Annotated in this window: 22 protein-coding genes; 8 read left to right on the plus strand and 14 right to left on the minus strand. The window is 63.3% G+C overall.

Going from position 1 to position 24645, the window contains the following annotated elements:
• Positions 1-192: 192 nt before the first annotated feature.
• A complete protein-coding gene (locus P8934_RS13045) occupies positions 193-1233 on the plus strand; it encodes a fatty acid desaturase (protein WP_278031419.1) in 1041 nt (346 codons plus the stop codon).
• A 39-nt stretch (positions 1234-1272) separates the two neighbouring features.
• Here the strand turns inward: P8934_RS13045 and P8934_RS13050 are convergent, their stop codons facing one another.
• The gene (locus P8934_RS13050) at positions 1273-2565 is read right to left on the minus strand and encodes a cation:proton antiporter (RefSeq protein WP_278031420.1); all 1293 of its coding nucleotides are present in this window, start codon (positions 2563-2565) and stop codon (positions 1273-1275) included.
• Positions 2566-3131: 566 nt separating this feature from the next.
• Between P8934_RS13050 and P8934_RS13055 the strand changes: the two genes are divergently transcribed.
• Positions 3132-3467: a hypothetical protein gene (locus P8934_RS13055; RefSeq protein WP_278031421.1), complete on the plus strand. Its 336-nt coding sequence runs from the start codon at positions 3132-3134 to the stop codon at positions 3465-3467.
• 229 nt (positions 3468-3696) lie between these two features.
• On the opposite strand, the gene P8934_RS13060 is transcribed toward P8934_RS13055, so the two are convergent.
• The 5 genes from P8934_RS13060 to P8934_RS13080 form a co-directional block, all read right to left on the minus strand.
• Positions 3697-4089 (minus strand): hypothetical protein, encoded by a 393-nt coding sequence (locus P8934_RS13060; RefSeq protein ID WP_278031422.1) that lies wholly within the window; start codon positions 4087-4089, stop codon positions 3697-3699.
• Between the two features lie 26 nt (positions 4090-4115).
• Entirely contained in the window at positions 4116-5669 is a 1554-nt protein-coding gene (locus tag P8934_RS13065; protein WP_278031423.1) for a cytochrome c, read from the minus strand.
• Positions 5670-5676: 7 nt separating this feature from the next.
• Positions 5677-7047 carry an NADH:flavin oxidoreductase gene (locus tag P8934_RS13070; RefSeq protein ID WP_278031424.1) on the minus strand — a complete coding sequence of 457 codons (1371 nt, stop codon included), beginning with the start codon at positions 7045-7047 and terminating at the stop codon, positions 5677-5679.
• Positions 7044-7952 (minus strand): hypothetical protein, encoded by a 909-nt coding sequence (locus tag P8934_RS13075; protein ID WP_278031425.1) that lies wholly within the window; start codon positions 7950-7952, stop codon positions 7044-7046. Before P8934_RS13075 ends, P8934_RS13070 begins: the two co-directional genes overlap by 4 nt.
• Positions 7953-8014: 62 nt before the next feature.
• A complete protein-coding gene (locus P8934_RS13080; RefSeq protein ID WP_278031426.1) occupies positions 8015-9823 on the minus strand; it encodes a peroxidase family protein in 1809 nt (602 codons plus the stop codon).
• Between the two features lie 202 nt (positions 9824-10025).
• Here P8934_RS13080 and P8934_RS13085 point away from each other — a divergent pair, with 202 nt between their 5' ends.
• The 4 genes from P8934_RS13085 (at position 10026) to P8934_RS13100 (ending at position 13597) form a co-directional block, all read left to right on the plus strand.
• Positions 10026-10397, plus strand: coding sequence for a hypothetical protein (locus tag P8934_RS13085; RefSeq protein WP_278031427.1), 372 nt, complete (start codon positions 10026-10028; stop codon positions 10395-10397).
• 34 nt (positions 10398-10431) lie between these two features.
• A complete protein-coding gene (locus P8934_RS13090; protein WP_278031428.1) occupies positions 10432-11895 on the plus strand; it encodes a c-type cytochrome in 1464 nt (487 codons plus the stop codon).
• Positions 11896-12021: 126 nt separating this feature from the next.
• The gene (locus P8934_RS13095; RefSeq protein WP_278031429.1) at positions 12022-12666 is read left to right on the plus strand and encodes a response regulator; all 645 of its coding nucleotides are present in this window, start codon (positions 12022-12024) and stop codon (positions 12664-12666) included.
• Positions 12667-12781: 115 nt separating this feature from the next.
• On the plus strand, positions 12782-13597 hold the full coding sequence (locus tag P8934_RS13100) for a M15 family metallopeptidase (protein WP_278031430.1): 816 nt from the start codon (positions 12782-12784) through the stop codon (positions 13595-13597).
• A gap of 11 nt (positions 13598-13608) precedes the next feature.
• Here the strand turns inward: P8934_RS13100 and P8934_RS13105 are convergent, their stop codons facing one another.
• From P8934_RS13105 to P8934_RS13115, 3 genes are all read right to left on the minus strand, one after another.
• A complete protein-coding gene (locus P8934_RS13105) occupies positions 13609-14583 on the minus strand; it encodes an alpha/beta hydrolase (protein WP_278031431.1) in 975 nt (324 codons plus the stop codon).
• A 117-nt stretch (positions 14584-14700) separates the two neighbouring features.
• Positions 14701-15054, minus strand: coding sequence for a DUF488 family protein (locus P8934_RS13110; RefSeq protein WP_278031432.1), 354 nt, complete (start codon positions 15052-15054; stop codon positions 14701-14703).
• Positions 15055-15102: 48 nt separating this feature from the next.
• Entirely contained in the window at positions 15103-15543 is a 441-nt protein-coding gene (locus P8934_RS13115) for a YtoQ family protein (protein WP_278031433.1), read from the minus strand.
• 181 nt (positions 15544-15724) lie between these two features.
• Between P8934_RS13115 and P8934_RS13120 the strand changes: the two genes are divergently transcribed.
• The gene (locus P8934_RS13120) at positions 15725-16171 is read left to right on the plus strand and encodes a YHS domain-containing (seleno)protein (RefSeq protein ID WP_278031434.1); all 447 of its coding nucleotides are present in this window, start codon (positions 15725-15727) and stop codon (positions 16169-16171) included.
• Positions 16172-16468: 297 nt separating this feature from the next.
• On the opposite strand, the gene P8934_RS13125 is transcribed toward P8934_RS13120, so the two are convergent.
• The 3 genes from P8934_RS13125 to P8934_RS13135 form a co-directional block, all read right to left on the minus strand.
• Positions 16469-17143 carry a hypothetical protein gene (locus P8934_RS13125; RefSeq protein ID WP_278031435.1) on the minus strand — a complete coding sequence of 225 codons (675 nt, stop codon included), beginning with the start codon at positions 17141-17143 and terminating at the stop codon, positions 16469-16471.
• A complete protein-coding gene (locus P8934_RS13130; protein ID WP_278031436.1) occupies positions 17144-18544 on the minus strand; it encodes a selenium-binding protein SBP56-related protein in 1401 nt (466 codons plus the stop codon).
• A 297-nt stretch (positions 18545-18841) separates the two neighbouring features.
• Positions 18842-19920 (minus strand): IS3 family transposase gene (locus P8934_RS13135; RefSeq protein ID WP_278031437.1). Its coding sequence is split into 2 segments (ribosomal slippage): positions 18842-19665 and positions 19665-19920, totalling 1080 coding nucleotides; the frame shifts between segments, so codons are not numbered across the junction.
• A 1407-nt stretch (positions 19921-21327) separates the two neighbouring features.
• Between P8934_RS13135 and P8934_RS13140 the strand changes: the two genes are divergently transcribed.
• On the plus strand, positions 21328-21678 hold the full coding sequence (locus P8934_RS13140; protein ID WP_278031438.1) for a hypothetical protein: 351 nt from the start codon (positions 21328-21330) through the stop codon (positions 21676-21678).
• Positions 21679-22884: 1206 nt separating this feature from the next.
• On the opposite strand, the gene P8934_RS13145 is transcribed toward P8934_RS13140, so the two are convergent.
• Both P8934_RS13145 and P8934_RS13150 read right to left on the minus strand, forming a co-directional pair.
• Entirely contained in the window at positions 22885-23415 is a 531-nt protein-coding gene (locus P8934_RS13145) for a DUF2141 domain-containing protein (RefSeq protein WP_278031439.1), read from the minus strand.
• A gap of 560 nt (positions 23416-23975) precedes the next feature.
• Positions 23976-24434 carry a general glycosylation pathway protein gene (locus P8934_RS13150; protein WP_278031440.1) on the minus strand — a complete coding sequence of 153 codons (459 nt, stop codon included), beginning with the start codon at positions 24432-24434 and terminating at the stop codon, positions 23976-23978.
• Between the last annotated feature and the right edge of the window lie 211 nt (positions 24435-24645).

Genomic DNA, 24645 nt, shown 5'->3' on the forward strand with positions numbered 1-24645 from the left:
ACGTCGATGAACGCCCCGACATGCGTGCGGTACCGTACAGAAAGCATGCGTGAGGGATGCCAACCTACGGCCTCAGGGCATGCAGATCCGTTGGCGAGGCGGGAGCGGGTCGCAGCGCCCTTCCCCAAGCCCCAGACACGCGTCCCGCAGTGAGCCCAGAATGGCGTGTCGGGTCCGGTCAGGAGCCTGCACATGGATTCCCAAGCCCCGACTATCGACATCACCGCCGAGCCACGGGCATTGAAGCGCGCCCTGGGTGAGTACCGCACGCCACGCCTGGCGCGCAGCGTCCTGGAACTCACGGTCACGGTGATCCCTTTAGCCGCCCTCTGGCTCCTGATGTGGGGCACCCTGAGCGCCGGCTACTGGCTTGGCCTGTTGTTCGCCGTGCCCGCCGCGGGGTTTCTCGTGCGCCTGTTCATGATCCAGCACGACTGCAGCCACGGGTCATTCTTTCGTTCCCGAACTGCCAATGATTGGGTCGGCCGCGCCATCGGCGTCTTGACCCTGACGCCCTACGATCTCTGGCGACACAGCCATGCCCTCCATCATGCCCACTCCGGCAATCTCGATCGTCCGCGTGTCGGCGGCATCGACACCCTGACCGTGCGCGAGTTCCGAGGCTTGCCGCGAACGCAGCGGCTCCTCTATCGCTTGTACCGGCACCCGCTGGTGCTGTTCGGTGTCGGCCCGACGTACCTGTTTCTCCTGGACCATCGACTGCCAGTGGGTTTCATGCGCGCAGGCTGGATGCCCTGGCTGAGCACCATGAGCACCAATGCGGCGATCGCGCTGCTCGTCACCACCATGATCTGGCTGGTCGGCATGATCCCCTTCCTGCTCGTGCAACTCCCCATCACGCTGCTCGCCTCATCGATCGGCGTCTGGCTGTTCTATGTCCAGCACCAGTTCGAGGACACCCTGTGGGAGCACGACGACGACTGGACGTTCCACGAGGCGGCACTGCACGGCAGTTCCCACTATGACCTGCCGGCCCCCCTGCGCTGGTTCACGGCCAATATCGGGATCCACCATGTTCATCATCTCTGCAGCCGCATCCCCTCCTACCGGCTGTCCGACGTGCTGCACGACCATCCCGAACTCCGCCATATAGGCCGTGTCAGCCTGCGGCAAAGCCTGGCGTCGGTACGCCTCGTGCTGTGGGACGAGGAACAGCGTCGCCTGGTCTCCTTCGCCGAGGCTTGCAGGCCAGTCAACGGCCAGGTTCGTTAGCCCGTGACTCGGTGCAACGGCATTGGCATTGGGGGATCGCTAATGCCGAAGCTTTCGCGGACGCCAAAATCGTGAAATAGCCGGCTTTACGCTGATCCCGTGAACCAGAATCGACAAGGCAACTACCACCAGGGTCAGGTGTATCAACTCCAGTGCCACCTCTTCTGGTAATCCGTGTTGGATGGCATACATCAGATAATACAGCGAGCCAATGCCACGAACGCCAAACCAGCCGGCAAGGTGGCGCAAGCGCCCGGGGGCTCTGCTCCTCAGCATTCCCAGATGGACACTGACCGGGCGGGCGACAAAGAACAGAAAGGCGGCGAAGCCCACGGCCCGCCAACTCCAGGAGTCCCAGAAGAGCGCCCCCCCAATCAGTAACACCAGCACGATTTCCGCCAGCCGCTCGAGGTGTTCGTTGAAGATCAGCGAGCTTTCGCTCACATGAACGTGCGCAACGGCTTGCGGCTCACCATTAAGGTGCGTGTCGGCAGGTGCCGAGTATTCTTGTTGAAGGCCGGATAACTTCAATTCGGTATGGCGCAGAGCCACCGCTGCACTAAACACGGCCAAGAAGCCCCAGGCATCCACTATCAAGCTGATGCCATAAGCGAATGCGATCAGGCCCAGGCCGAGAAAACTTTCCAGAAAGGTAGTCCCCATCACGCTGGCACGTATCTTGTTCACCAGCCAACCGACACCAACACCCGCCAAGATACCGATGCCGATACCAGCGCCGCTTGCCCAGAGCACATCCACTGCCAGCCACCGCCAGCCGGCATCGCCCAGATCGTGCAGACCCAGCAACCCCAGGCCGAGCATCACGAAAGGGAAGGCGCTGCCGTCGTTCATTCCGGCTTCGCAGGTCAATGCAAAACGCAGGTCGTCAGGGTCATCCGCGTGACGAACCTGAACCTCGGTGGCCAGGACAGGATCCGTCGGTGCGACGACGGCACCCAGCAACACCGCGGCTCCCAGCGGTAAAGAGAGCCAGTAGTAGCCGAAGAGTGTCACCAATCCGACGGTGAGCGCCATCGAAACCACCGCCAGCTGAACGGGATTTCGCCAACGCTTCAGGGTCACCGGCGCCGGCATTTTCACGCCGGCACAATACAGGGAAATCAGGACGGCAATTTCGGTAAGGAGTTCAAGTAACGCCGACTCTTCCAGAGGGTTGAAATGAAAAAGACTGAAGCCCATTGGGCCAACCATGCATCCGATAACAAGATACACGATGGCAGAGGTGACCGGGACACTTTTGATATATGAAAATGTGAACCCTACTACCAGAAGCAGCGATCCGATCAGGATAAACCAGGTAGCAGTTGTCATAGGTGTCTCGTCAGGTAAGCATTCATCCACTCAGAAACACGGCATCCGAGTAACGGGGATAGACCGGTCCCTGCTGATAAGGTCCCTCTGCCATGCTGGCGAATGGACCTCTTCTGCACACGACCTGAATCTCGAGGAGCTCCTCCTTCTCGATGGAATCTGCCAGGCGCCTTAGCTCGGCCAAGAGATCAGCCGCCGAGTCCCCCCTTTTCCCCATCCTGCTCTGCCGTGGGCCCTCTCATCGATGACCCGATCATGCTCTTCGATGACCCGGTCATGGACAGCGCCCGCTGCATCCCCTGGCTAAGATCCAGTCTAGCAGGTAATGCTCCCTTCCCCCCCACGGCGAGAGGCGCCCTCGAGGCGGCCAACAGGCCCCAGCCGAGCAGCTTTCCGGAGGTTTTTCCGGCAAGTCGCCCCGCGCGGCTGCCGGGTCGCGACGGGGGAGTTCGAGTACGGGATGGCGTGTATTTTTTCGTTGAGCTGGCCGGCCCGCTTCAGGCAGGATGGAGAACAGGGAAGCAGGCCAGTAGGGATGAGCCACGGCATACCGTTGGAGGAGCCATATGCAACCGCTGAGCTACTACTACTACAACGTGCTGGAAGGCCTCGAGAAGCCGAGCGATGTGCCGACGTCCCACCTGCAGGAGGGCTACGACATCCTGTATCGGCATGGTGGGCGCATCGAGATCGACCTGATGCGCAGGGCCGAGGACGGCAACGCTCAGGGCGAGCCTTTCCACTGGTACGAGGAGCTCGATGACGAGCAGCGGGCGAAACTGCACAAGGCCCTGGATGGCGGCGACCCGGCAAAGATCCTCAAGATCCTGCAGCGCAACGGCTATGCCGGCGTGCTCTACCACCATGCCTGGGAGCACTTCCGGGAGGCGGACTCGGCGTGATCGCCGCCAGGGTCAATGAATGCCCGGGTGCCGCCACCCGATAGCGATGCAGGGCCCGCGAATGTTCGCGGGCCCTTCGCGTTGGCTCAGGTTGTGTTTGAAAAGTCGGCGAGCGAAGGTCAGACAAGGCAAAAAGCGGCGAAAAGACGGAGTTTACGGGGTGTAAATGAGTACTTTGAGTCGATTTTTAACGCCGTATGACCGAGCGCAGCCAGTTTTCGGACAGAGCCTAGGGCTTGGCCATCAGGTCCGCCCGCCAACCCCGCCAGAAGCTCACGCCCTGCAGCACGGCCAGCCCCCCCTCGTAGAGCGCCGGTAGCCACAGCAGCCCCGAGGCGAACAGGAAGAACAGCGCGAAGCCCCCCCGGAACAGGATCGACAGCAGCGCTACCAGGCGGTTGTGCAGCGGCGCCAGGGCGGCCGGCAGGTAGAGCAGTCCCAGCGCCAGCATGGCCAGGCCGGCGTAACGGGGCCAGGTGAGGGGGGCCGCCAGGTCGGCGCGGATCAGCGCCAGGAAGCTCTCGGGCCACCACCACAGCCACAGGCCGAGCAGCACGTTGAGGGCGATGCCCGCCAGCATCACCCGTCGAAAGGTCCGGAACGTGTCGTTTGAGGTCTGCATAGCGAGGCTCCCTGGCCGGTGGGCCGCTAGAAGGTGAGCAGATAGTCGATCAGGGCCGTCCGCTCCCCCGCCGCCAGCCCGGTGCCATAGTCATGGCCCTGGTTGCCGTTGCCGGGCAGGCGGGTGTCGAAGCAGAAACCCTCGTCCAGGGAGGCCCCCGGTGTGCAGCCGGGGGCCACGAAGCCGCCCTTGTCGCCGTCCAGCACGTCCAGGCCACGGACGAAGGCCGTGGGACGCGCTTCCGGCGGCAGCAGCAGGTCGTGCAGGGTCGGCACCGAACCGTTGTGCAGGTAGGGGGCGCGCAGCCAGAGCCCGTCGAGGGGCTGGTTGGCGTAGCCGTCGGTCTTGCGGAAGTGGCGGAAGCGGTAGCGCTCGTCATCGGCGAACAGGGTGAGCTGATAGCGACGCAGCGTCTCGGTGTAGCTGTCCAGACGCGCCGGGTCGGCGCCGAGCGTGGCGTTGGGCACCACCTCGCCGAGCCGCTCGCCCTCGAAGACGTAGCGCTCGCCCTCCTGGTAGCCGTGGCAGTCGGCGCAGTGGCGCATGTAGAGCGCCTTGCCGGCCGCCACGTCCTCGGCATCGGGGTCGTGGGGGCTCGGCGGCGGCTCGAGATCGAGCAGCCAGTCGGCGACCCGCTCGATGGCGGCGTGGTCGACGCTCTGCTCGGTGACCCCGGCGCCGAGCGCGGCACTCAGGTTGCGCTCCTGCAGCGAGGTGTTGTTGCCGTCCCAGTGAAGGTCCATGCCCTGGCGGGGACGCTGCAGGAAGATCGACGGGTAGTCCGCGGTGCCGACCCGCTCGCCCGCCGTCAGGTCGGCGAGGGTCATGTCGAACTGGATCAGCTTGTAGGGATTGAAGGTGTCGACCCGCCCCGGCCCCCAGGCCGGCTGCTCCGCCAGCAGCGGGGCGAGCCGCGCGCGGGTCGCCAGCAGCCCCTCGCGCACCCGGGGCAGCACCGCATGACGCCACACCAGGCGCTCGACCCAGCCCAGCTCCTGGCCCTGCGCCTCCATGGCGCCGAGCACGCTGTCCGGCGCCAGCCGCGGGTCATCGGCGATCTCCAGCAGGAAGGCGATGAAGCCGTTGAGGTCCAGGTTGTTGGCGGGCATGCCCGAGACCAGCCGCGGCTCGGCCTCGGGGGACTCGCGCACCGTGCCGGTATGGCACACCGCGCAGTTGAACCAGCCCAGCTTAACGCCGCGCACCTCGCGGGTGCCCACGCCGATGGGCAGGTCGCCCGCGTCCAGGCTGTCGCCCGGGGCGAAGAGGAAGCCGAAGGCCTCGTAGCCCTCCTCGCCCAGCGTCTCGGGGAAGAGCTCGGGCAACACCCGCCACAGCCGGACCGGCAGGCCGCTTTCCGGCTCGCTGCCGATGGAGCCGTGGCGGAAGTGCGCCTCCGGGTCGGCATAGTGGCGCACCGACTCGCCACTGTAGCGCCATAGGGTGGGGACGCCGATCGCCAGGACCAGCACACCGGCCACCACCACGGCCAGCGCCAGCAGGGTCAGCGGCAGGCGTCGCCGGCGGCGACGGCGGGACGCGTCCTGCACGGCGGTGACGGGGGGCTCCTGGCGTCTCATGGCGGCCTCACGGGGTATGCGCCTTGGTGTCTCGAGCGGGCGGTACCGGCGGCAGCTGCAGCTCGGGCCGGGTCTCGTAGATGGCCATCAGGGACTCGAGCATGCGCTCGTGGTCGCCGTCGAAGCGCTCGAGCTCATAGCAGCCCAGCGGGTTCTTGGGCGCGTTGAGCAGGCACTTGTTGCAGAAGGTGCAGGGGTTCTCCGGCACATCGTGGCCCGCCTGCCACTGGCGCGGCAGGTCGGGGTTGGCGATCAGCGCCCGGGCGCTGGAGACGGCGTCACAGGCCCCCGAGGCGATGGCCTCGCGCACCAGGGCGGCACGCTGGTAGCCGCCGGTGCTGATCACCGGGATGGTCACCGCCTCGCGGATGGCGCGCGCCTCGTCCAGGCCGATCCCCTCCACCTCGCGGCCGCGCCGGTGGCGGAACCACAGCCAGCGGAAGATCCAGCGCAGCGCCGGGTAGCGAAACAGCAGGTAGTTGCGGAAGGTGTCGACCCCGGCGGAGAGCATGGTGTCGTAGGTGCTGGCGATGGTCTCGAAGGAGAAGTCCCCGGGCGGGTTCAGGGGATGGGGGAAGAGGCTGCCCAGCGAGACGTGCAGGGCGTCGGCCCCGGCCGTCTCGGCCCAGCGGCAGACCTGGACGGTCTCCGCCAGGCTGTTGCCCTTGCCCTCCCAGGGCAGCACGTCGTTATGGTCCACGGCGCTGATCTTCACCTGCAGGTGGAAGTCCGGCCCCACCCGGTCGCGGACCGCCTCGATCACCTCCAGCAGGAAGCGCGCCCGGTTCATCAGCGAGCCGCCGTAGCGGTCACGCCGGTCGTTGATCGCCGAACTCAGGAACTGGGTGAAGAGGTAGCCGTTGGCGGCGTGCAGCTCCACGCCGTCGAGCCCCGCCTCCCGGGCGCGCCAGGCGCCCCGCGCGAAGGCCTCGACGATGCGCTCGACCTCGTGGCCGCTCATCGCGCGGCACAGGAAGCCGTGCAGCGACTCCTTGCGATCGGTGGCGCTGGGCGCCCGCCGATGCTGGTTGTGCACCCCGGGCAGGTCCCGCTGCCGGCCGGAGTGGCTGAGTTGCAGGATGTACTTGCAGTCGAGGCGGTGCACCGCCTCGCCGAGGCGCTGCCAGAGGGGAATGAAGTCGTCGCGGTGGATGGTGGCGTAGCCGGCAACGATGCGCCCCTCCATCTGCACCGGCACGAAGGAGGAGAGGATGGCCCCCACCCCGCCGCGGGCGAAGCGGCATTCCCAGTTGATGCGGGTCTGGGTCAGGCTGCCGTCCTCGTTGTCGAAGCGCCCGGAGACGTTGGAACGCAGCAGGCGGTTCTTGATCGTGATGTTGCGCCACTTGAGCGGCGTGAAGATGACGTCCTCGCTCATGCGCCTTGCCCTCCTTGCCGCACCGCCATGGCCTGCTCCCAGACCGCCGCCAGCAGCGCCAGGATGAAGCCCTGGGCCGGGCAGCGCGCCCAGCTCTCGCCCATGAAGGCCAGCTCGCGATCACCGCTGCCCCGGGCGGCAGCCGCCAGGCGCAGCACCACCAGGTCGCCGGGCTCGAGCCGGCGCGGCGCGCAGGGCGTCGACAGCGGCCTCCTTACCCGGCGCAGCAGCGTCTCCGGCGGCGCCAGGGTGCGGCCCAGCACCGCCGACAGGGAGAGACCGCGGGCCTGCGGCGTGGCGTACAGCTCGCGCATCGCCGCCAGCGAGGCCACCAGGTTGTGCACGGCGATGCCGGTGGCATGCAGAGCCAGCGGCTCGCCGCCGGCACGCGCGGCCAGCAGCCGCCGGGCATGGCGCAGGCGCCCCGTGAGCCGTTGGCCCAGGGCGCGCAGGACGTTGATGCGGGGATAGGCGTCGAGCAGCCGGGCGGCCGCATAGCTCGCCTCGTCGGCGCGGTACTCGTCGCGGAACAGCCGGCCCAGCAGTCCCTGGGCGGCGGGTCCCAGCGCCTCGGCCTCGGCCTGGCCGGCCACCGCCTCCACCAGCGTCTTGAAGGCCGGGTCCCGGTGCCAGGCCGAGGCCTCGGCATACGCATCGAGACGCCGCCCCAGCTCGGCGTGGCGAGACGCGCGCCCCTGCGCCTCGCGGGCCAGCAGGGCGGGCAGCGGCTCGCCGTCGAAGACGAAGGCCTGGCGCAGGCGGGCCAGGCGCCATCGATTGATCAGCCCGCCGGCGGGCGCCAGATGGCGGTCCAGCCGAGGCTCGGCATCCAGCTGGCGGATCTCCCTGGCGTCGCTCACCTCCAGCAGGTTGAGGAGGCCGGGAATGCTCAGGCGCCTGGCCATGGTACCTCCCTATCTCTCCGCACTAGCCTCGCGACGCTAGCCACGGGCCCTATCTACGAAACCTAGTTACGCGACCAGGGGAAGAAGACGTTGCGCACGCCCTCCATCCGCGGTGCCAGCTCCGGGAAATGGCGGGCGATGACGGTGCGCAGGCCGTTGTCGTCGATCCAGGCCATGCCGGCCCGGGTATAGACCTCGGGGGTGTAGTCGTCGGTGAAGAAGCGATCGCTCTTGAGGCGCCGGGAGGCCATCAGGATGAAGATGCGAAAGGCGGTGTCGCTGAAGGCGAAGCCGGGCGGCGGGGTCTCGGCAAGGCAGCCGGTGAGCAGGTCGACCTGCTCCACGTCGCCGTAGACCGCCTCCAGCTCGCGCTGCCACTCGGGATCGTCGGTGAGCTCGGCGAAGCTCGCCGGGGCCGGCATGTCGATCAGCCGGCGGAAGCGGCAGTAGCGCGGCACCCCGCGCTCGCGGTCGCGCAGCACGTCGATGGTGGCCAGGTCGATGGTGCGCTCGTGGGGGGCCTGCTTGTCATGCTGCTGCAGGTGGCGCGGGAAGTTGTGCAGCACCAGCGCGCCGGGGTGGCTGGTGGCCAGCGAATAGAGCGCGTCAGCCAGCGGCACCTCGTCATAGAGCGCCTGGGTGCGCGAGCCGGCGACCTCGGTCAGGCCGCAGGCCTTGAGCGGGGCGTCATCGGCCTGGCGACGGAAGTCGAAGTCGTCGGGCACCAGCGGGTGCATGCGGTAGACGGCACTGAATTCCTCGGTGATGGCATAGGGCGCGGCATGGTGGTCCACCGGCGAGCCGACGATCCCGCTGAACAGTTCGCTGTCGCTGACCCGGCCACGGCTGCGGTAGAAGTGCTCGTCGAGGATGCCCCACCAGTTGGCGCGCATGCCCAGGCGCAGCTCCGGGGTGTCGAGCAGGGCCGGCGTCCATTCCACGGTGTGGATCTTGGCGATCAGGGCGGCATTGATCAGGCGCGCCTTCTGGAACAGCCATTCGCCGTCGCGATCCGGATGATCGATGCGCAGCCGGTCGACGATGGCGTTGTGCTCCCGGGCGAAGAGGGTGTGCATCAGCGACAGCCCGACCCACCAGTTGCCGTTGACCCCCGCCAGCTCTATGCCGTGCTCGTCACGGGGCAGGTGGCCGTCGGGGCGCAGGTAGAGCTTGCCGTCGGGGAGCAGCTCGCCGCTCTCCGGGTCGCTGCGCACCAGGCGCTGGCGCTTGAGGCTGCTGCCGTAGATCTGCGAGCCGTCCCACCACTGGGTCTCGGTGTTGAGGAAGGTCGCCGGGAAGCCCTCGTCGGCATCGCCGCGGGTCGAATCTCGGCGCGAGCGAAGCACCGTCATGCGCTCCCAGGGCCAGTCGTCGTCCGCGTCGAGGGGAACCTCGTGGGGTGTCGCCTCGGCGTCGTTGCTGCCGTGGCTGAACCAGTCATGGACCATGAACTGCAGCCAGGCGGGCACCAGGACGTTCAGGGTGGTGGCCGGCGTGAAGGTCTCCCGGGTCATCAGCCGGCGGCTCACCACCCGCGGGCTCGGCGTCATCAACGCCTCGCCGGTCTCGGGGAACGTCTCGGCAATGGGCACGTTTCGCCCGAAGCGGGTATGCGCCTTGCCCATGCAGGGGGCCGCCAGGTCGTTGTAGCTGCCGTCGGCGGTGCGACAGCCGCGCACGTCGAAGCTGCCCTTGTCGGGGTCGGGCGGTCGTTCGCGTTCGGTGTCGTGGAGATTGTGCCAGCGCAGGTTGCCGCGCAGGGCGACGAGGTTGAGCACGGCGATGGGGAAGGGAAACTGATGCCACTGGCGGCGCCGGTTGATGCGCCGGAAGAGGCGACCGAGCAGGCCGCTGCCGCGTTGTCCGAACATGGGAATCCTCCCCGGTAGACGTCGTCGCTGAGATCAGGACGCGGGCATTGCCCCTTGCCGGTTTTCGCCTCGCCGAGGCATGAGATACCTCAACCCCTCAGGCTGAACGTGACCCTACTGCAAGTGACAACTAACCTTTAGCACAGGGTCTCTCCCCCCTCAATGAAACTCACGCCCCGCCTCACGGGGCCCAGGAGGACGCTTGACCAAGGGTGGCTACGCGACGGGATTCCGCCTCATGGTACTGCTGGGCGTGGCGGCCAACCTGGCCCTGGCGGTACCCGCGGTCTTCGCCCCCAATGCGGTGATCGCGCTGGTGGGCGGGACACCGGTGGCCGAGACGGTGTGGCCCGCCTTTGCCGGCTGGCTGCTGATCCTGCTCAGCCTGTTCTACCTGCCGGCAGCCGTCGATCCCGAGCGTTACCGGGTCGTCGCCGTGCTGACGGTGCTGGCGCGCTTCGCCGGGGTCACCTTCTTCACGCTGCTGTATCCACAATTCCTGCTGCTCGCTCTGTTCGACCTGTTCTTCGGCGTCACTCAGGGCATGCTGCTGCTGGCGCTCGGCCGACGCTGAGCGGTGTCTTCGACTCTTTCGGGAGGAAGCGGTCATGGCTCGCAAGGATCACGCCCACGCCAGGGCCCGTCACTGGCTCATCTGGCTGGCGCTGCTGTTGGCACTGGGCGCCGTGGTGGCGACGATCGGCTGGTTCAAGCTGTTCCGCGAGGTGCCCCAGCACTTCGATAGCGTCGAGGCCTACTACCGCTACGGCTCCATCGGCACCGAACCGGAGGAGGGGCTGCCCTACTGGGTCTGGCGCGTGCTGCCGGAGGTGTTCCCGCAACACCTGCCGGGCGATGGGGAGGACGCGGGCTACGCCGCCCTGGGCGTGGTCTGGGAAGAGGGCGAACCCACGCCGGTGGGGTTCTCGCTGAAGACCCTCGGCTTCCCGCGCATCGGCATCAACTGCGCGGCCTGCCACACCGCCACCTACCGCACCTCGGTGGACGGCGAACGCCGTATCGTGGCCGCCGGCCCCCAACAGACCTTCGATCCCCAGGCCTACCTGCGCTTCCTGGGCGATGCCGCCGCCGACCCGGACTTCACCGCCGACACCCTGCTGGCGGCCATCCGGGAGGAGACCGAGCTCTCCTGGCTCGACCGCCTGCTCTACCGTTTCCTGATCATCCCGCGCACCCGCGACGGGCTGCTGGAGCAGGCCGAGCGTTTCCGCTGGACCGAGGAGCGGCCACGCTGGGGACCGGGGCGCATCGATCCCTTCAACCCGGTGAAGTTCCACCCCGACCTGCTCGCCCTGGACCCCGCCGAGGACGACACCATCGGCAACTCCGACATCATGCCGCTATGGGCGCTGGACGAGCAGGAGGGCTACGCCCTGCACTGGGACGGGCTCAACGACGCCATCACCGAAGTCGTGCTCAGCGGCGCCATCGGCGACGGCGCCCGCCCCGACTCCCTGCCGGTGGAGGCGCTGGGCGAACTGGAAGCCTACCTGCGCGAACTGGCGCCGCCGCCCTACCCCTTCGACACCCGGGACGACCAGATGGCCGCGCGGGGCAAGGTGCTCTTCGAGGAGACCTGCGCGGGCTGCCATGGCCCCGAGGGCGCGCGCACCGGCACGGTGATCCCGCAGCCGGAGGTGGGCACCGACCGCCACCGCCTGGCGATGTGGACCGCCGAGGCCGCCGAGCGCTACAACGCCTATGCCGAGGAGTACCCCTGGGACTTCGACGCCTTCGTCAAGACCGACGGCTACGTGGCCAAGCCGCTGACCGGCATCTGGCTGCGCGCGCCCTACCTGCACAACGGCTCGGTGCCCACGGTGGAGGACCTGCTGCGTCCCGCCGAGGAGCGCCCCGTGGTCTTCCATCGCGGCTACGACGTCTATCATCCCGACCGCCTGGGCTTCATCCACGAGGGCGAGGCCGCCGAGCGGCAGGGCTTCCGCTACGATACCCGCCAGCCGGGCAACGGCAATGCCGGCCACGAGTACGGCACCGACCTCCCGGCACAAGACCGCGATGCGCTGGTCGAGTACCTCAAGACCCTCTAGCGCGGATGCGGGCGAACCGAGGCCTCGCGGCGGGAGTCGACGACGGTTCCGAGGGCGCCCCCTTTGCCGCTACACTGCGGGCAGGATCCACCCTGGCCCCCTTTTCGGCCGCACATCGAGGCGCCCGTGACCGAGCCCCCCTCCTCCTGCATCGCCATCGTCGACGACGACCAGGCCCTGCGCGACTCGCTGGCCTGGCTGCTTGATTCCGTGGGCCTGGCCACCTGCGCCTATGCCGATGGCGAGGCCTTCCTGTCCGCCGACCCCGAGGGCTGTGATGCCCTGCTGCTGGACGTGCGCATGCCGGGCCTCTCAGGCCTGCAGGTGCAGCAGCGTCTCAACGAGCTCGAGCACGCACCACCGGTGATCTTCATGACCGGCCATGGCGATGTGCCCATGGCGGTCTCGGCGCTGAAGGCCGGCGCCTTCGACTTCATCGAGAAGCCCTTCAACCCCCAGCAGCTGATCGACACCGTCCAGCAGGCCCTCGCCGAGCACCAGCGCCGCCGGGAAGCCGGGCGTCGCCTGGCCGAGCTGCAGGCACGCTACGCGGCCCTGCGTCCCAAGGAGCAGCAGATCCTGGTCCACGTGGCCGAGGGGATGACCAGCCGACAGATCGCCGAACAGCTGGGGATCAGCGCCAAGACGGTGGAGGTCTACCGGCTGCGCGCCATGAAGGCCCTGGGGGCCGCCAACCTCGCCGAACTGGTGCGGCTCTGCGTGGCGCTGGGGCTGGTAGAGACGCTGCCCGACGGGACCTCCCCTGGCTGAGCGTTGACCGCTCCCGGGCGCCTGGCAGTGCCCTCCGAAGCCTCTAGACTGCAGGTGGGGAAACACGGCCGCATCGACGGCCGCGCCAGCAACCTGTGCAGGGGGAGATCACGCCATGAACAGGACCGCCATCCGGACCCTACAGCGGTTCCTCGCGGACAATGACCGCTACCGCGGCAAGATCGACGGCATTCGCGGGCCGAAGACCCTCGCCGCCGTGAATGCCAGCCTCCAGACCCAGGCCGACCGCCTGCCGGACGGTGCCGAGCGCTGGAGTGACCGGCGTCGCGCCATCGCCTGCATGCAGCTCGCCTGCCGCGAGAAACGCATCGAGGTCGGCCCCATCGACGGCCTGTGGGGCCCCCAGACCGAGTATGCGGTGGACGTCCTGGCCACGCTCCAGGAGACCGGCAGCAAGCCCACCCCCTGGCGCGACCAGGCACCACTGGACGCCAACCCCAACGGCTGGTGTCGGGAGGCCGAGCTCGAACAGACGCTGGGCTCGCCGACCCGCAAGCCGCCGATGGTGGTGGTGCCCTGCCCCTGGAAACTGGCGCTGGCCTGGGACCTCAACACCTGCCCCAGCGGCATCGGCTGCCACGAGCAGGTCGCCGACAGCCTGGCCCGCATCCTGGACCGCGTGCATGACCACTACGGGCCGCAACGCCTCAAGGAACTGGGGCTTCACCGCTATGGCGGCTGCTACAACAAGCGGCGCAAGCGTGGCGGCACCCGCTGGTCGACCCATGCCTGGGGCCTGGCCATCGACTGGGACCCGGCCCACAACAAGCTCAAGTGGGGGCGCGACCGGGCACGGCTGGCCCGGCCGGAATACGACACCTGGTGGCGCCTCTGGGAGGAAGAGGGATGGGTCAGCCTGGGGCGCACGCGAAACTTCGACTGGATGCACGTGCAGGCCGCCAAGCTGTGACGCCAGGCACCTCAGTCACGCAGGATGGTCATGCGACGCGTCTCGTCCTCGGGGAAGACGCGCCCGCTGCGCAGGGCGGCGAACAGGTGAAGGAACACCACGCCCGGCTCGCCGAACACCTCGCCGGAACGGAAGTAGGAGTGCCCCTTGGGGTAGTCATAGCGGGTATTGACGTCGTCGCAGTCGACGGCGAAGACATTGCGCGCCACTCGGCTCATGTCCTCCGGGCCGGAGTGGCCAAGGCGCCGGGAGGCGATGCGGTTCTTCAGGTTCGAGGCCTTGCTGGCGCGCAGCGCCAGGTCATCCGAGGCGAAGTAGACCGTGACATTGCGTGAGGCATGGACGATCAGCTCGCCGCTGTGCCCCTCCTCCAGCGACTCGTTGACGATATCCGCGGCGATCAGGAAGGTATTGCGGAACAGCATCGGCACCCCACCCGGCAGGGAGTACTTGCGCCATACGCGCAGTGTCTCGCGCAGCACCCGGTTGCCCATGGAGTGAGCCAGAATGTTGATGCGCTTGAGGCATGGGGTCGGGGCCACCTCGAACTGGTCGCTCTCGCGCCACTCCAGAAAGCGCTGCAGCACACGGGCGAAGGAGAAGGCACTGAGGTCCGCCGACTCCTGGTCATCCCAGTAGTCAGTGACGATGCCCATGTCGTTGTCGCAGGGCCAGACCAGGGGCACCACCAGCACCTCGCCGGGCTGGCTGGCATCGCAGAGTTCCTGGAACTCCCGCGCCGCCGAGAAGACGTCCGTCGGCAGGTTGGAAAAGCCATGGATGTAGATCACCACCTGGTGAGCATCGGACTCCTTCAGACGCCGCAGGAACGCCGTGCTGCCGAGTTCCTGGTACTGCCCCGCCGCGACTTCCTCGCAGTAGAAGACCGAGTTGCTGGCGGCGTTGTTCTTGAGGTCGAAGTCGAAGGGTCGATTCGCCCGGGTACGGATGCTCTGGGTGGGGAACCGGTTGGTGATGAACAGCATGATGAGCCACCTCGAGGAGTGGACGGCAGAGACACTGCCATTCCACTTGAAGCTAGCACAGCCTCCCCCGGCGGCCAGGTCACGGCCACGTCAGCCCCCGGTCACCGGCCACGCGGCTCACCTGCCCAGCATCGCCAGGTACTGCCTGAGGACCACGGCATTGTTGTGGCGAACGTCCCTGGCGGCGAAGACCAGGGTGACGGTGTCGCTGGCGGCCCGCACGGCCAGGTCTCTCAGCGTCTCGCGATGCGCCTTGAGTTCCGCCAGGTAGCGCCGACGAAACTCGCCCCAGCCGAGGGCCCCGTCATGGAACGCCTTGCGCAGCTCGTCGCTGGGGGCAACCTCCCTGCGCCATTCGTCGATCCGCGCATCGGCCTTCGCCACCCCGCGGGGCCAGAGCCGGTCGACCAGCACCCGGTAGCCATCGTCTCGACTCGGTGCCTCGAAGGCACGCTTCAGCTCGATGCTCATGGAGGACCTCCTGGCGGCGAATATCCCCCAGTGTAACCAAGTGCCGACTCAGGCCTCGAGCACGTGGCGCAGGATCTCCACGACCTGGTCGGTGGTGGTGCACCAGGCCTGGGCCTCGGCGTCGACCTCCTTGAGCGGATGGACAATCTCCTCGCCGTGCAGGGTGACGTAGGGCTTGCCCAGGGCGGCGCAGTAGCCGGCATCGAAGGCGGCGTTCCACTGCTTGTACTTGTCGCCGAAGCGCACCACCACGAGATCGCTCTTCTCGATCAGGGTGCGGGTGCGGATGGCGTTGACCTTGGAGGACTGGTGGTCGCGCCAGAACTGACTGGGTGTCTCGCCCAGGTGATCGCCGGCCGCATCGCTGGCGTCATGGTCGGTCACCGGCGCGGAAAACACTACGTCAAGGCCCGCAGCCTCGGCGCCGCGCCGGATCTCATCGCGCCAATCGGTGTGGATCTCGCCGGAAAGATAGACGTGAAAGCTCATGCAGGGCTCCAGGACAGGGAATCGAACTGCCATGGTAGCCCAGAAGGCCATTTATTGGAAATACATTCCATTTTACACAGGTGCCCTCTCGTGCCCCCGCGAGGCCGGCCATGACGCCTGTAAGGCCGGGGACCGTTGCCCGACAGAGCCCTGTGACCGCAGGGTCGAGAGGAGGCAGATCATGAAACGCACGCATGGGTGGAGGGCCGCCGTCCTGGTGGCTGGCCTGGCCTGGTCGCTGGGGGCGGCGGCCGACGGGCGCATCTTCACGCGCGACGGCCTGGCCATCGGCGGCACGGATCCGGTGGCTTACTTCACCGAGGGCCGGCCGGTGGCGGGCTCGCCCGACTATCAACTGGAGTGGCACGAGGCCACCTGGCAGTTCGCCTCGGCCGCGCATCGCGACCGCTTCGAGGCCGACCCCGAAGCCTACGCCCCGCAGTACGGCGGCTGGTGCGCCTGGGCGGCGGCCCGCGGTGAGGCCGCCTCGACCGTGCCCGAGGCGTGGAAGGTCGTCGACGACAAGCTCTACCTGAACTACAGCCGCTTCATCCAGTGGCGATGGGAGCGCGACATTCCCGGCTTTATCGAGGCCGCCGATGCCCACTGGCCGGATATCTTCGAGTGACGCCCCCGCCTGACGGTCACCATCAGGCGGGCGGCACCGAACAGGATGCTCACCCCCGCAACGAAAATGACCCGCGATCTCTCACGGGCCATTTCGTGGGCGGGGGGGGTCATCGACCCGATGAGGTGGCGAGTTGCCCGCTGAACGCCTAGCCGTGTGCCAAGGTGTCGCTATCGAAGGAATGCAGAGGTCAGCGTGGAAGAAGGACAGCAACCGTCCAGAAGCGGTCTTTGAGTCAGCGCTGATATAACGCCACTGGTTGGACGGAACAGGCCCGCGATCGTGTCCACGCCTGCGTCAGTGCCCGTTGATGGCCAGATACAGCCCCGAGAGACCGACGAGGATCAGGCTCAACGCCCAGACCAGATCGAGGTTGAACCATGTGCGCTTCAGAAACCTGAGCCCGAGGTAGTAATAGGTCCCTGCGGCGATCACGCCGCCGGCCACCGTCATGGCAGCGGTATGTGCCAGCGCCACGACGAACGCCGAGCCGATGTTGCGCCCCATCAGTTCGCGCGCGGCCGCGTGGCCGGCCTCACCTGGCTCAGTTCCGGAAATGCCCAGGTAGATCGGCAGCAGCATCAAGCCCGCACCGTGCGCCATCGCGGCGAGAAACGACCAGAGCACCAGGCGCGAGGGATGCACCCGGGCAAGAATCCTCGGATGCCGGCGGTTGATCAGCAGGTAGGCACCTGCGGCGATCACCAGTGCTGCGGCGCCGACGCGGATTTCGGTCTGCCAGTCGAGCAGTACGGTCATCATGGAAAAGGGCAGCAGGATCGCCAGCATCGCCAGAAGGTGGCCGGCGGCCAGCGCCCCGAGCGCCTTGACCATGGCCTGGCCCCGCCCGTCCATCAAGCCGGACGATACGGCAAGCGGCCACCCCATCCCGGGATTGACGCCGTGATAGAACCCGGAAAGCAGGACGGCCCCCCAAAGGGCCGTCACCGTGACCGCGTCGTCGAGCCCCATTCAGAGGTTGGGATAGCAGAAACTGTCGGTCGAGCAATCGCCGCCCTCAAGCCGGATCTGGTGGGCGCGATAGCCCTTGGGGAAATCGACGTAGAAATCGGGATCGAGCGTCAGACCGCCATTGTCACCGACACGGGCCATGACCATCTGGCCGCCCTCCTGCCCGGGATAGAACTGGTTGTCCCATGAGGAATAGAGCGAGTTGGTCCAGTAGACCCGTTTGCCGTTGCGACTGATCTCGACCATCTGCGGGCCAAAGACGAAGGCCCCGCCGCCTGGATGGGGCGTGCCTCGGGCGATGCCGCCCAGTTCCACCTTTCCGGTCAGGACCGGGTTCATGGGGTCCGACACGTCATACTGGTGCATCTCGCCCAGGCCCCAACAGGCCACGTACAGGTACTTGTCGTCGAGACTGAGATCGATATCGGTGACCAGCGGTGGCACCGCCTCGAACCCCTCCAGGAGCGGCGGCAGGTTGTCCGCCGCCTCGGGGCGCGGATCGATGGTGATGGTCTTTTTGGACTGCCAAGTGCCATCGTCACCGCGCCACCAGGTGAAGATCGCGCCTTGCAGGTTAGTGGTGTCCACGACAATGCCGCAAAAACCGTAGGATTTCTTCGGGTCGTGCGCGGGCCGGATCTCCAGCGCCATCTGGTAGTTCTCGCCGAAATCCATCGTCTGGATATTCTTGCGCCGGCGCAGATCCCAGAAGTGGATCGAATGGCCGTACTTGTTCGCCAGAAGATCCTCGGCGACGATGCCATTCTCGAATTGCGGCGGCAGCCCCCATTCGGAGCTGACCATGTAGTCCTGCGGCAGGTTCCACCAGAAATCGTAATGCTTGTCCTGCTTGCCCCGGTCCATCTCGTAACGGCCGAGGATCTCGAAGGTCTCGCAATCCATGATGAAGACGCCGGGCGGTCCGTCCGTGCCGTCCGCGCCGCCGCCACCGAGTGTCGAGATATAGATGCCCTCGGGCCCGCAATGGACGGTGTGGGGGCGCGAATAACCGGTCTTCTCGAAAACCTCTTCGGGCTCGATGATCTTGTGGATCTTCGCGTCGAGCGGGTCTTTCACGTCGATCACGTAGATGCGCGAGGACCGGATCCCCGGCACGATCAGGTAGCGGCGCTCGAGGAAGGCATGGCCGGACATAGGCGACAGCGACGAGGAACAGGCGTTCCAGCCGAAATGATGGAACTCGTCGCCTGTATAGGGCATGGCCAGGGTGTTCACGATGGTGCCATAGCGGTCGGAGTCCGGATTCAGATCGACCACGGCGAGCGCGTCCGGTTGCGCGCCGTCCGGACTGAGCATCACGGTGAAGCCATAGTTCTCCACGGGCGCCTGCATGGCCAGCTGCGCCGTTGCGTGGAATGTCGGGTCGGGTCGAAAAGTCATGGTGCCCTCCCTTGGAAAGGACAGGAAATTCACCTGCGTCGTTCACAAGACCACCGCAGTCCCTGGATCGCTCCACCGAGGCGGCCGCACGCCTGTAGGCGCTGCCGGCGAGCAGCGCCGAAAAACGGCCACGCTTGCCGGCGGCCCCGCCATACCAGCGAGTCTAGGACACTCCGATCACCTTCGCCTGCCTGCCCAATCCGAAGGTAGACACCTTATGCTGCACATCAGCTATCGGCCAAAAGCGTGACCTTCCCCCCTGATCTAGGTCCAGCCACAATGTGAGAAACCGCCCCTTCATGCACACCGCTGGGCATAGGCGACGGGCGGCATATAGCCCAGCGAGCTGTGCGGTCTGACATGGTTGTAGTGGGCTCTCCATTGGTCGATTTCATGTCGGGCATCGGTCAGGCTCAGATACCAGTGCTGATTGAGACAGCCATCCCGGAACTTGCCGTTGAAGCTCTCGATGAAGGCATTCTGTGTCGGCTTGCCCGGTTGGATGAAGGCCAGCGTGACCTTCCGCTCACGCGCCCAGAAGAACATCGCCTTGCTGGTCAGCTCGGAGCCGTTATCGCAGACAATCGAGGCAGGCAGCGAGCGCTGTTGCGCGACCTCGTCCAGGAGCCTGGCCAAGCGACGCCCGGAAATGGACGTGTCCACCAGCTGACCAACACACTCTCTGCTGAAGTCGTCCACTATGTTCAGCACGCGGAATCGGCGCCCCGAGGCCAGCTGATCCGAGACGAAGTCCATCGACCAGCGCTGGTTGGGCCTGTCTGGACACGGCATTGGCGCTCTTGGCCGCACCAGTCGCTTGCGCCGCCGGGTGCGGACCTGAAGCCCAGCCTCACGGTACAGCCGGTAAGTTCGCTTGCGATTCACCACCAGGCCCTCCTGACGCAACAGAGCGTGCAGCAACAGGTAGCCGTAACGGGGGTAGCAGGTCGCCAAGGCGTTCAGTCGCGCCCAAAGCGGCTCATCGTCACGCGGCATCGCTTGGTAGCGGGCCACCGATCGTGGCAGGCCCAGCAATCGACAGGCATGTCGCTGGCTGAGCCAGCCGCCTGTCACCAGGTGCGTTACCGCCCGCCGCTTCGCTTCGGGCGTCACCACTTTCCCGAGACGATCTCCTTGAGCGCGGCATTGTCGAGAGCGCTTTCCGCCAGCAGCTTCTTCAGGCGGGCATTCTCTGCCTCCAGCTCCCGCAGATGCTTGGCCTCCGATACCTCCATACCGCCGTACTTGGCCTTCCAGCAATAGATGGTCTTCTCGGTGACACCATTCTGCCGAGCCAGCTCGGCCACCGAGACGCCGCGCTCATGGGCCTTGAGGATGGTGATGACCTGCTCTTCGGTGTGTCGATTACGCTTCATCGCGAGATCTCCGGCTATCAGGGTAAACGTAGCGGAAATCCCACATTGACGGTGGACCGGTTTCTGGGGAGAGGTCATGGCCAGCGCGCCGGCTGAGGGGCTTTGAGTATCCAACGGCAACCTGCGCTTCTGTCGATCCCGAAACGCTGTGTTCGCCAGCGCACGGTGAGTTCATTCTGCAAGGTTCATCCTCAGGATAAGCATAAAAAAGGAAATGCCGAAACAGGACGTTGTGCACTTCGCTTCAGGCCTGATAACTCAACCCAATATAGAGTGTATTTCAATGAAGAACACGAAAATAAAATATAAATCATATAAAACAATCAAGCCAAATCCATTTAATGAAGAAGCTCTGGAGTTCTGGGACGAAAGGGCGCGGCCCCAACTGTCTTATATGAACGCGATTGCCGCCTACCTTGACTGATCCTCACGGCCACATGAAAGCATCGTTGACCTACTGCAACGCACCACTGCTGCGCCAGAAATAATCGTTTCTGCCAATAGAAAGTTGTTGACACCATGAAGTATCTGACTCGAAAAACGGTGGTTGCCAAGGATTTCGACACTGGATTCCAGCAGCCAACTTTTTTGGGTGCCCTCTGCCTTGGATCGATGAAAAATCATGGTTCCTCATGGTCTACCAGCTAGGCGAAGCGTCGGTAGTCTTCGTCAGCATTTTCGAAGTTCACTTTACTTCCAGCACAAATCGCGTCGGCTTTGTCGAGATCGATATACCGGCCGTCTGATAGATGGCCAGCTATCAGTTGCGCAGTGGATCAGCGGTTTGGGGGATCGCTCCGGCGGTGAGCGAGAGGCCTGATGATTTACTGGCACACTCCAGCGAGCGGGCTAGTGACCGGTAGTATTGCCGCATTCGGAGTAGGGGAATCCCTTGGGCCAGCGATGCCTTGGGAGAACCATCCGGCACTGCGGTTCCGAAGCGTGCCATTCGAAGAATGCCAGTGAGTAGCTAGATATGATTTCGAGCCAAGGCAAAATGCTTGACCTCTAATATGAACCTATCAAATCTCCAAGGCGAGATGATAGGCGACAAATATTCGCAATCAGGAAGTGTTATGAAACCCCTCTTTTCCCTGGCGCTTGGAACGATCGTTTTGCTCTTGTCTACCACCGCTCAGGATTCGCCTATCGCGCAAATATTCCTTGCCTCCGTGGGCTTGGCGTTATGCGCGGTGGCGCTGAGCCCAAGGGCTTTTCGAAGTGAGTCAAAAGCAACCTTCCATCTTAAACCGGGCAAATCTAAGCTGGGCAAGTTCAGTGTTTGTCCCCACGTGAACTGGTCCGGACAAGCCCTCTTAACCCAGTCTATCTCCCCACCAAGAACCAGCCCAAGCAGCCCGATCCGGAGATGAAGCAGACTAAGAAGGGCGCCAGTGGTGTTTCGGTATGAAGACTCATACCCGCGTCGATGCGCCCACTGGATTGACCTATATTTTGGCTGCCACCTCGGCCAGGGTAGCCGGGGTCATCATGACTGGTCATCTGATGCGGGCTGACGACAAGGGGTATTCGGCAATGCGGTTAGTTCGGCATGTGGAAGCATCTAGGCGAATAAAAGGATACCCCGGATCCTGGGTGCTGTGTCGGCGCCAAGCGAGGCACCATCAAGCTGGAGGAAGACAGCCCCCAAAAATGCTGCTGACCGAGATCAAGAAGGCCACGGCCAGCATCCGCGCCAAGATGGAGCCCTCATTTCATGTCATCCATAACCTCTTCGACTACCGGAAGGTTCGCTAGAAGCGGGCTGGCAAAGAACCCAGCGCAGCGGTTCACTCTGTTCGCCCTCGTCAATCAGGTGCCGACAGTACGCTACCAAGGCCATGTCGACGGGGCCAGCATGGCTTGTACCTAGTTCTGCAGCGGGAAAAACTCCGGCAGCCGGGAAAGCGGGCAATTGAAGTGGTCAGGTAGTGACGACTGAGACGATGACCTGGCCACGTGATCGGGTCAGCCGACCAGAAACGAATTGTTCAGCGGTCATCAAGCTATACATGGGCCACCAGCATGAAGCACACTGCGATTAAGCGCTCCCCGCTTGCCGATAGCGGACGGCCAGTCGTTGATCGTGAGCGAGAAAGGTATCGCCAACAAGGACCCTTTCGTCGACCCGCACGCTGTCGTAGTCAACCAAAGCAAGAGAGGGAAAAAGGTGATCGCGCCAGGGTCAACTTAGCTTTCTAGTGACTGTGCAGTGGCACACATCGCCGTTGATGCTATCAATGCGAACAACAACTGGCCGATCCTCGGCCGGGTCTTCAGTGAACAAGATCCAGGTATTGGAATCGAGGGCCCGAACATACTCCTTACCCACCTCAGGCTCCTTCACCTGATCCGTGCCAATCTTTGTGGTCATGCCAACCTCAAGACGTCTTATATCTTGCATGTATTTCTCCGATATCAACAAAAACAGAATATCACCTGCCAAGGCCATCTTGGCGCATTGCCGTACTACTACCCAACCTCACAGCCAGCGCGATAAAGGAGCTGGCAGAAAGCTGCTTGTACGGTACAGTGTATCATCATTGAACATCTCTGACAGTGAAACCGCTTGAATACAAACCAGCCCCCCAGCGTATCCAAAAGCCTTTTACCTTATTATATTTTATATATTCACTACTCTCTCATGGGGTTAGCCGCTATAAAAGTGAACTCAGCTCACCCTCCCCCGAGGTTACCCTAACTTCCTCATGCGCTTGTCGCAAGGGGGTCACGCATCAGGCCAGATCGGCGCCCGCGTATACCTGAAGCCTCCGACAGCTACACAGCGCCTGGCTGATACCTAAGCATCAATCGTCAGCTATCTACCGCAATCACCATCCAAAGTGGAAAACACCAATAGACGGACAGCCTCGAAGAAGCCTATGAGATAATACGCCTCTTACTACCTCATTACGGCGGCTTGAAAAAGCTTAAAGAAAATCTTTCCATGAACATGGATATTAGCTAGTAATTTAATTTAATTGTCAAATCTAAACTTTGCCCATTGTACGAAAAGCGAGCTGCCTCGAACGAAGGCGCACTCATCGTGGCTTTTGCTCCGCTTGAAAAACCATAGCCTTCCGTAGGGATCCCCAGAAAGTTAGTGGCAAGCTTACCATCTACATTTTCATCATGAATGACGGCCAATGCATACGTACCCGGGGATATGTCCAGAAAATGGCAACGCTCCTGCGAATCCCGAGCTTTCATCATCACTATGTTGGTTGCTGAGTGAAGAAATTCTGTAGGATATCCCGCTGGCGATTCAAAAAGCGCACAAGCTACATTCCCAGCGCTGTTCCGAACATTCGGGATTGTTACATGAATTCCGTGGCATGATGGCTGTGCTAAGACGAAAGCAGGAAAAGTTGCAATCATCATCACTGCAGAGAACACTACGCATCCAACCACAATAGAGTGACGTGCCAGCAACTGCCTGGCAGTGACACCAACCGAAGGCTCTTGATGAGTTAACTCCCGCCTGATTTTCCTCATAACTCCGGATTTCCCCAACCTGTTTTAACGAACCATTATGCGCCCGACAGAAATTACAATACGTGCATGTACATATTAATTATCGATGCAATATAATGCCCAGCAACCATACCGCACGCAATTTTTCCGGCGATCGGCTGGATTGCTTAACGTTAATTATATATCTAACACACCAGCCGATTACATGCAGACCCTTTACAACACCATTGGGCCAAGATAAACAACTTTACTGGACATGCAATATTTGCCGATTTATACATGAGATATAGTAGACTTTCGTCATGCAGAGGCCAATTTAATTCATAGTATAGACCAACGCTTACCTGTCGGCTAGAAATGCAATTTTCTAAACATAAATAAAGAAATTTATTATGTTGTAAGTCCTAATGCACGCTTACCAAACGACGCAAAAAAAGCTCCTGAAACAACGATGAAGACTTCAAACTTAACCGGCCACTCGTAGTCATACGTTTATTCTTTATCGCCATGAGTGTGCTATCACCAACAAACCATGATAACGCAGCATGTGCTGAAAATCGTGACAAATCTTGGCATGATGATTACTTGGCTTCGTCACGAGTCAACCTCTGATATACACCAAGACCAACTACCAACAGGACAGCTGAAATCAACAAAAATGTAGGATAAACTAGAGTGGAAATATCTTTTGACCCAGCGTCAAACATGAAAACCAGAGACTCCAAGCTTACTGCAATAGCAATTATGACGAGAAATTTCAACAAGGCCTCTCTCTGTTTGGCAGGTGACTTTTTCGCACTACTGCTAAAAACCTCTTCCTCCAGCAAAAATTTAGCTACATCAAAAACAGCCATTCCAATCACGATCAAGCCGATGGCATTAAGAAGCGCTGCAATAAGCAAGGTTCTTTCGTGTACCGATAGCCATATATCCCATAAAGCAACGCCCATCATTGTGAGACTGATAACTCCAAGGCTCAAACTGATAACCCCATATACTGCACGCCCTATAAAATCAGAAACATTTTTCGCCTGATTCATTTCATCTCCGTCCCATTAATTTATTTCCTAATAATAATTAGGCCGCTAGCTTACATACGGGATAAACGCATACGGATTCCACAATACCATAACTTGGGCAGATCTCCTCCCTAAAACATTAAAACCACGTCTTTCATTATAGATCAGCAGCAATCAACCAATCACTGTGTCTACTGAATAAAACCGACCGAGGTACGTCCAGCACGGTCGC

It is taken from the genome of Halomonas sp. CKK8, assembly GCF_029625235.1.
GTDB lineage: Bacteria > Pseudomonadota > Gammaproteobacteria > Pseudomonadales > Halomonadaceae > Halomonas > Halomonas ventosae.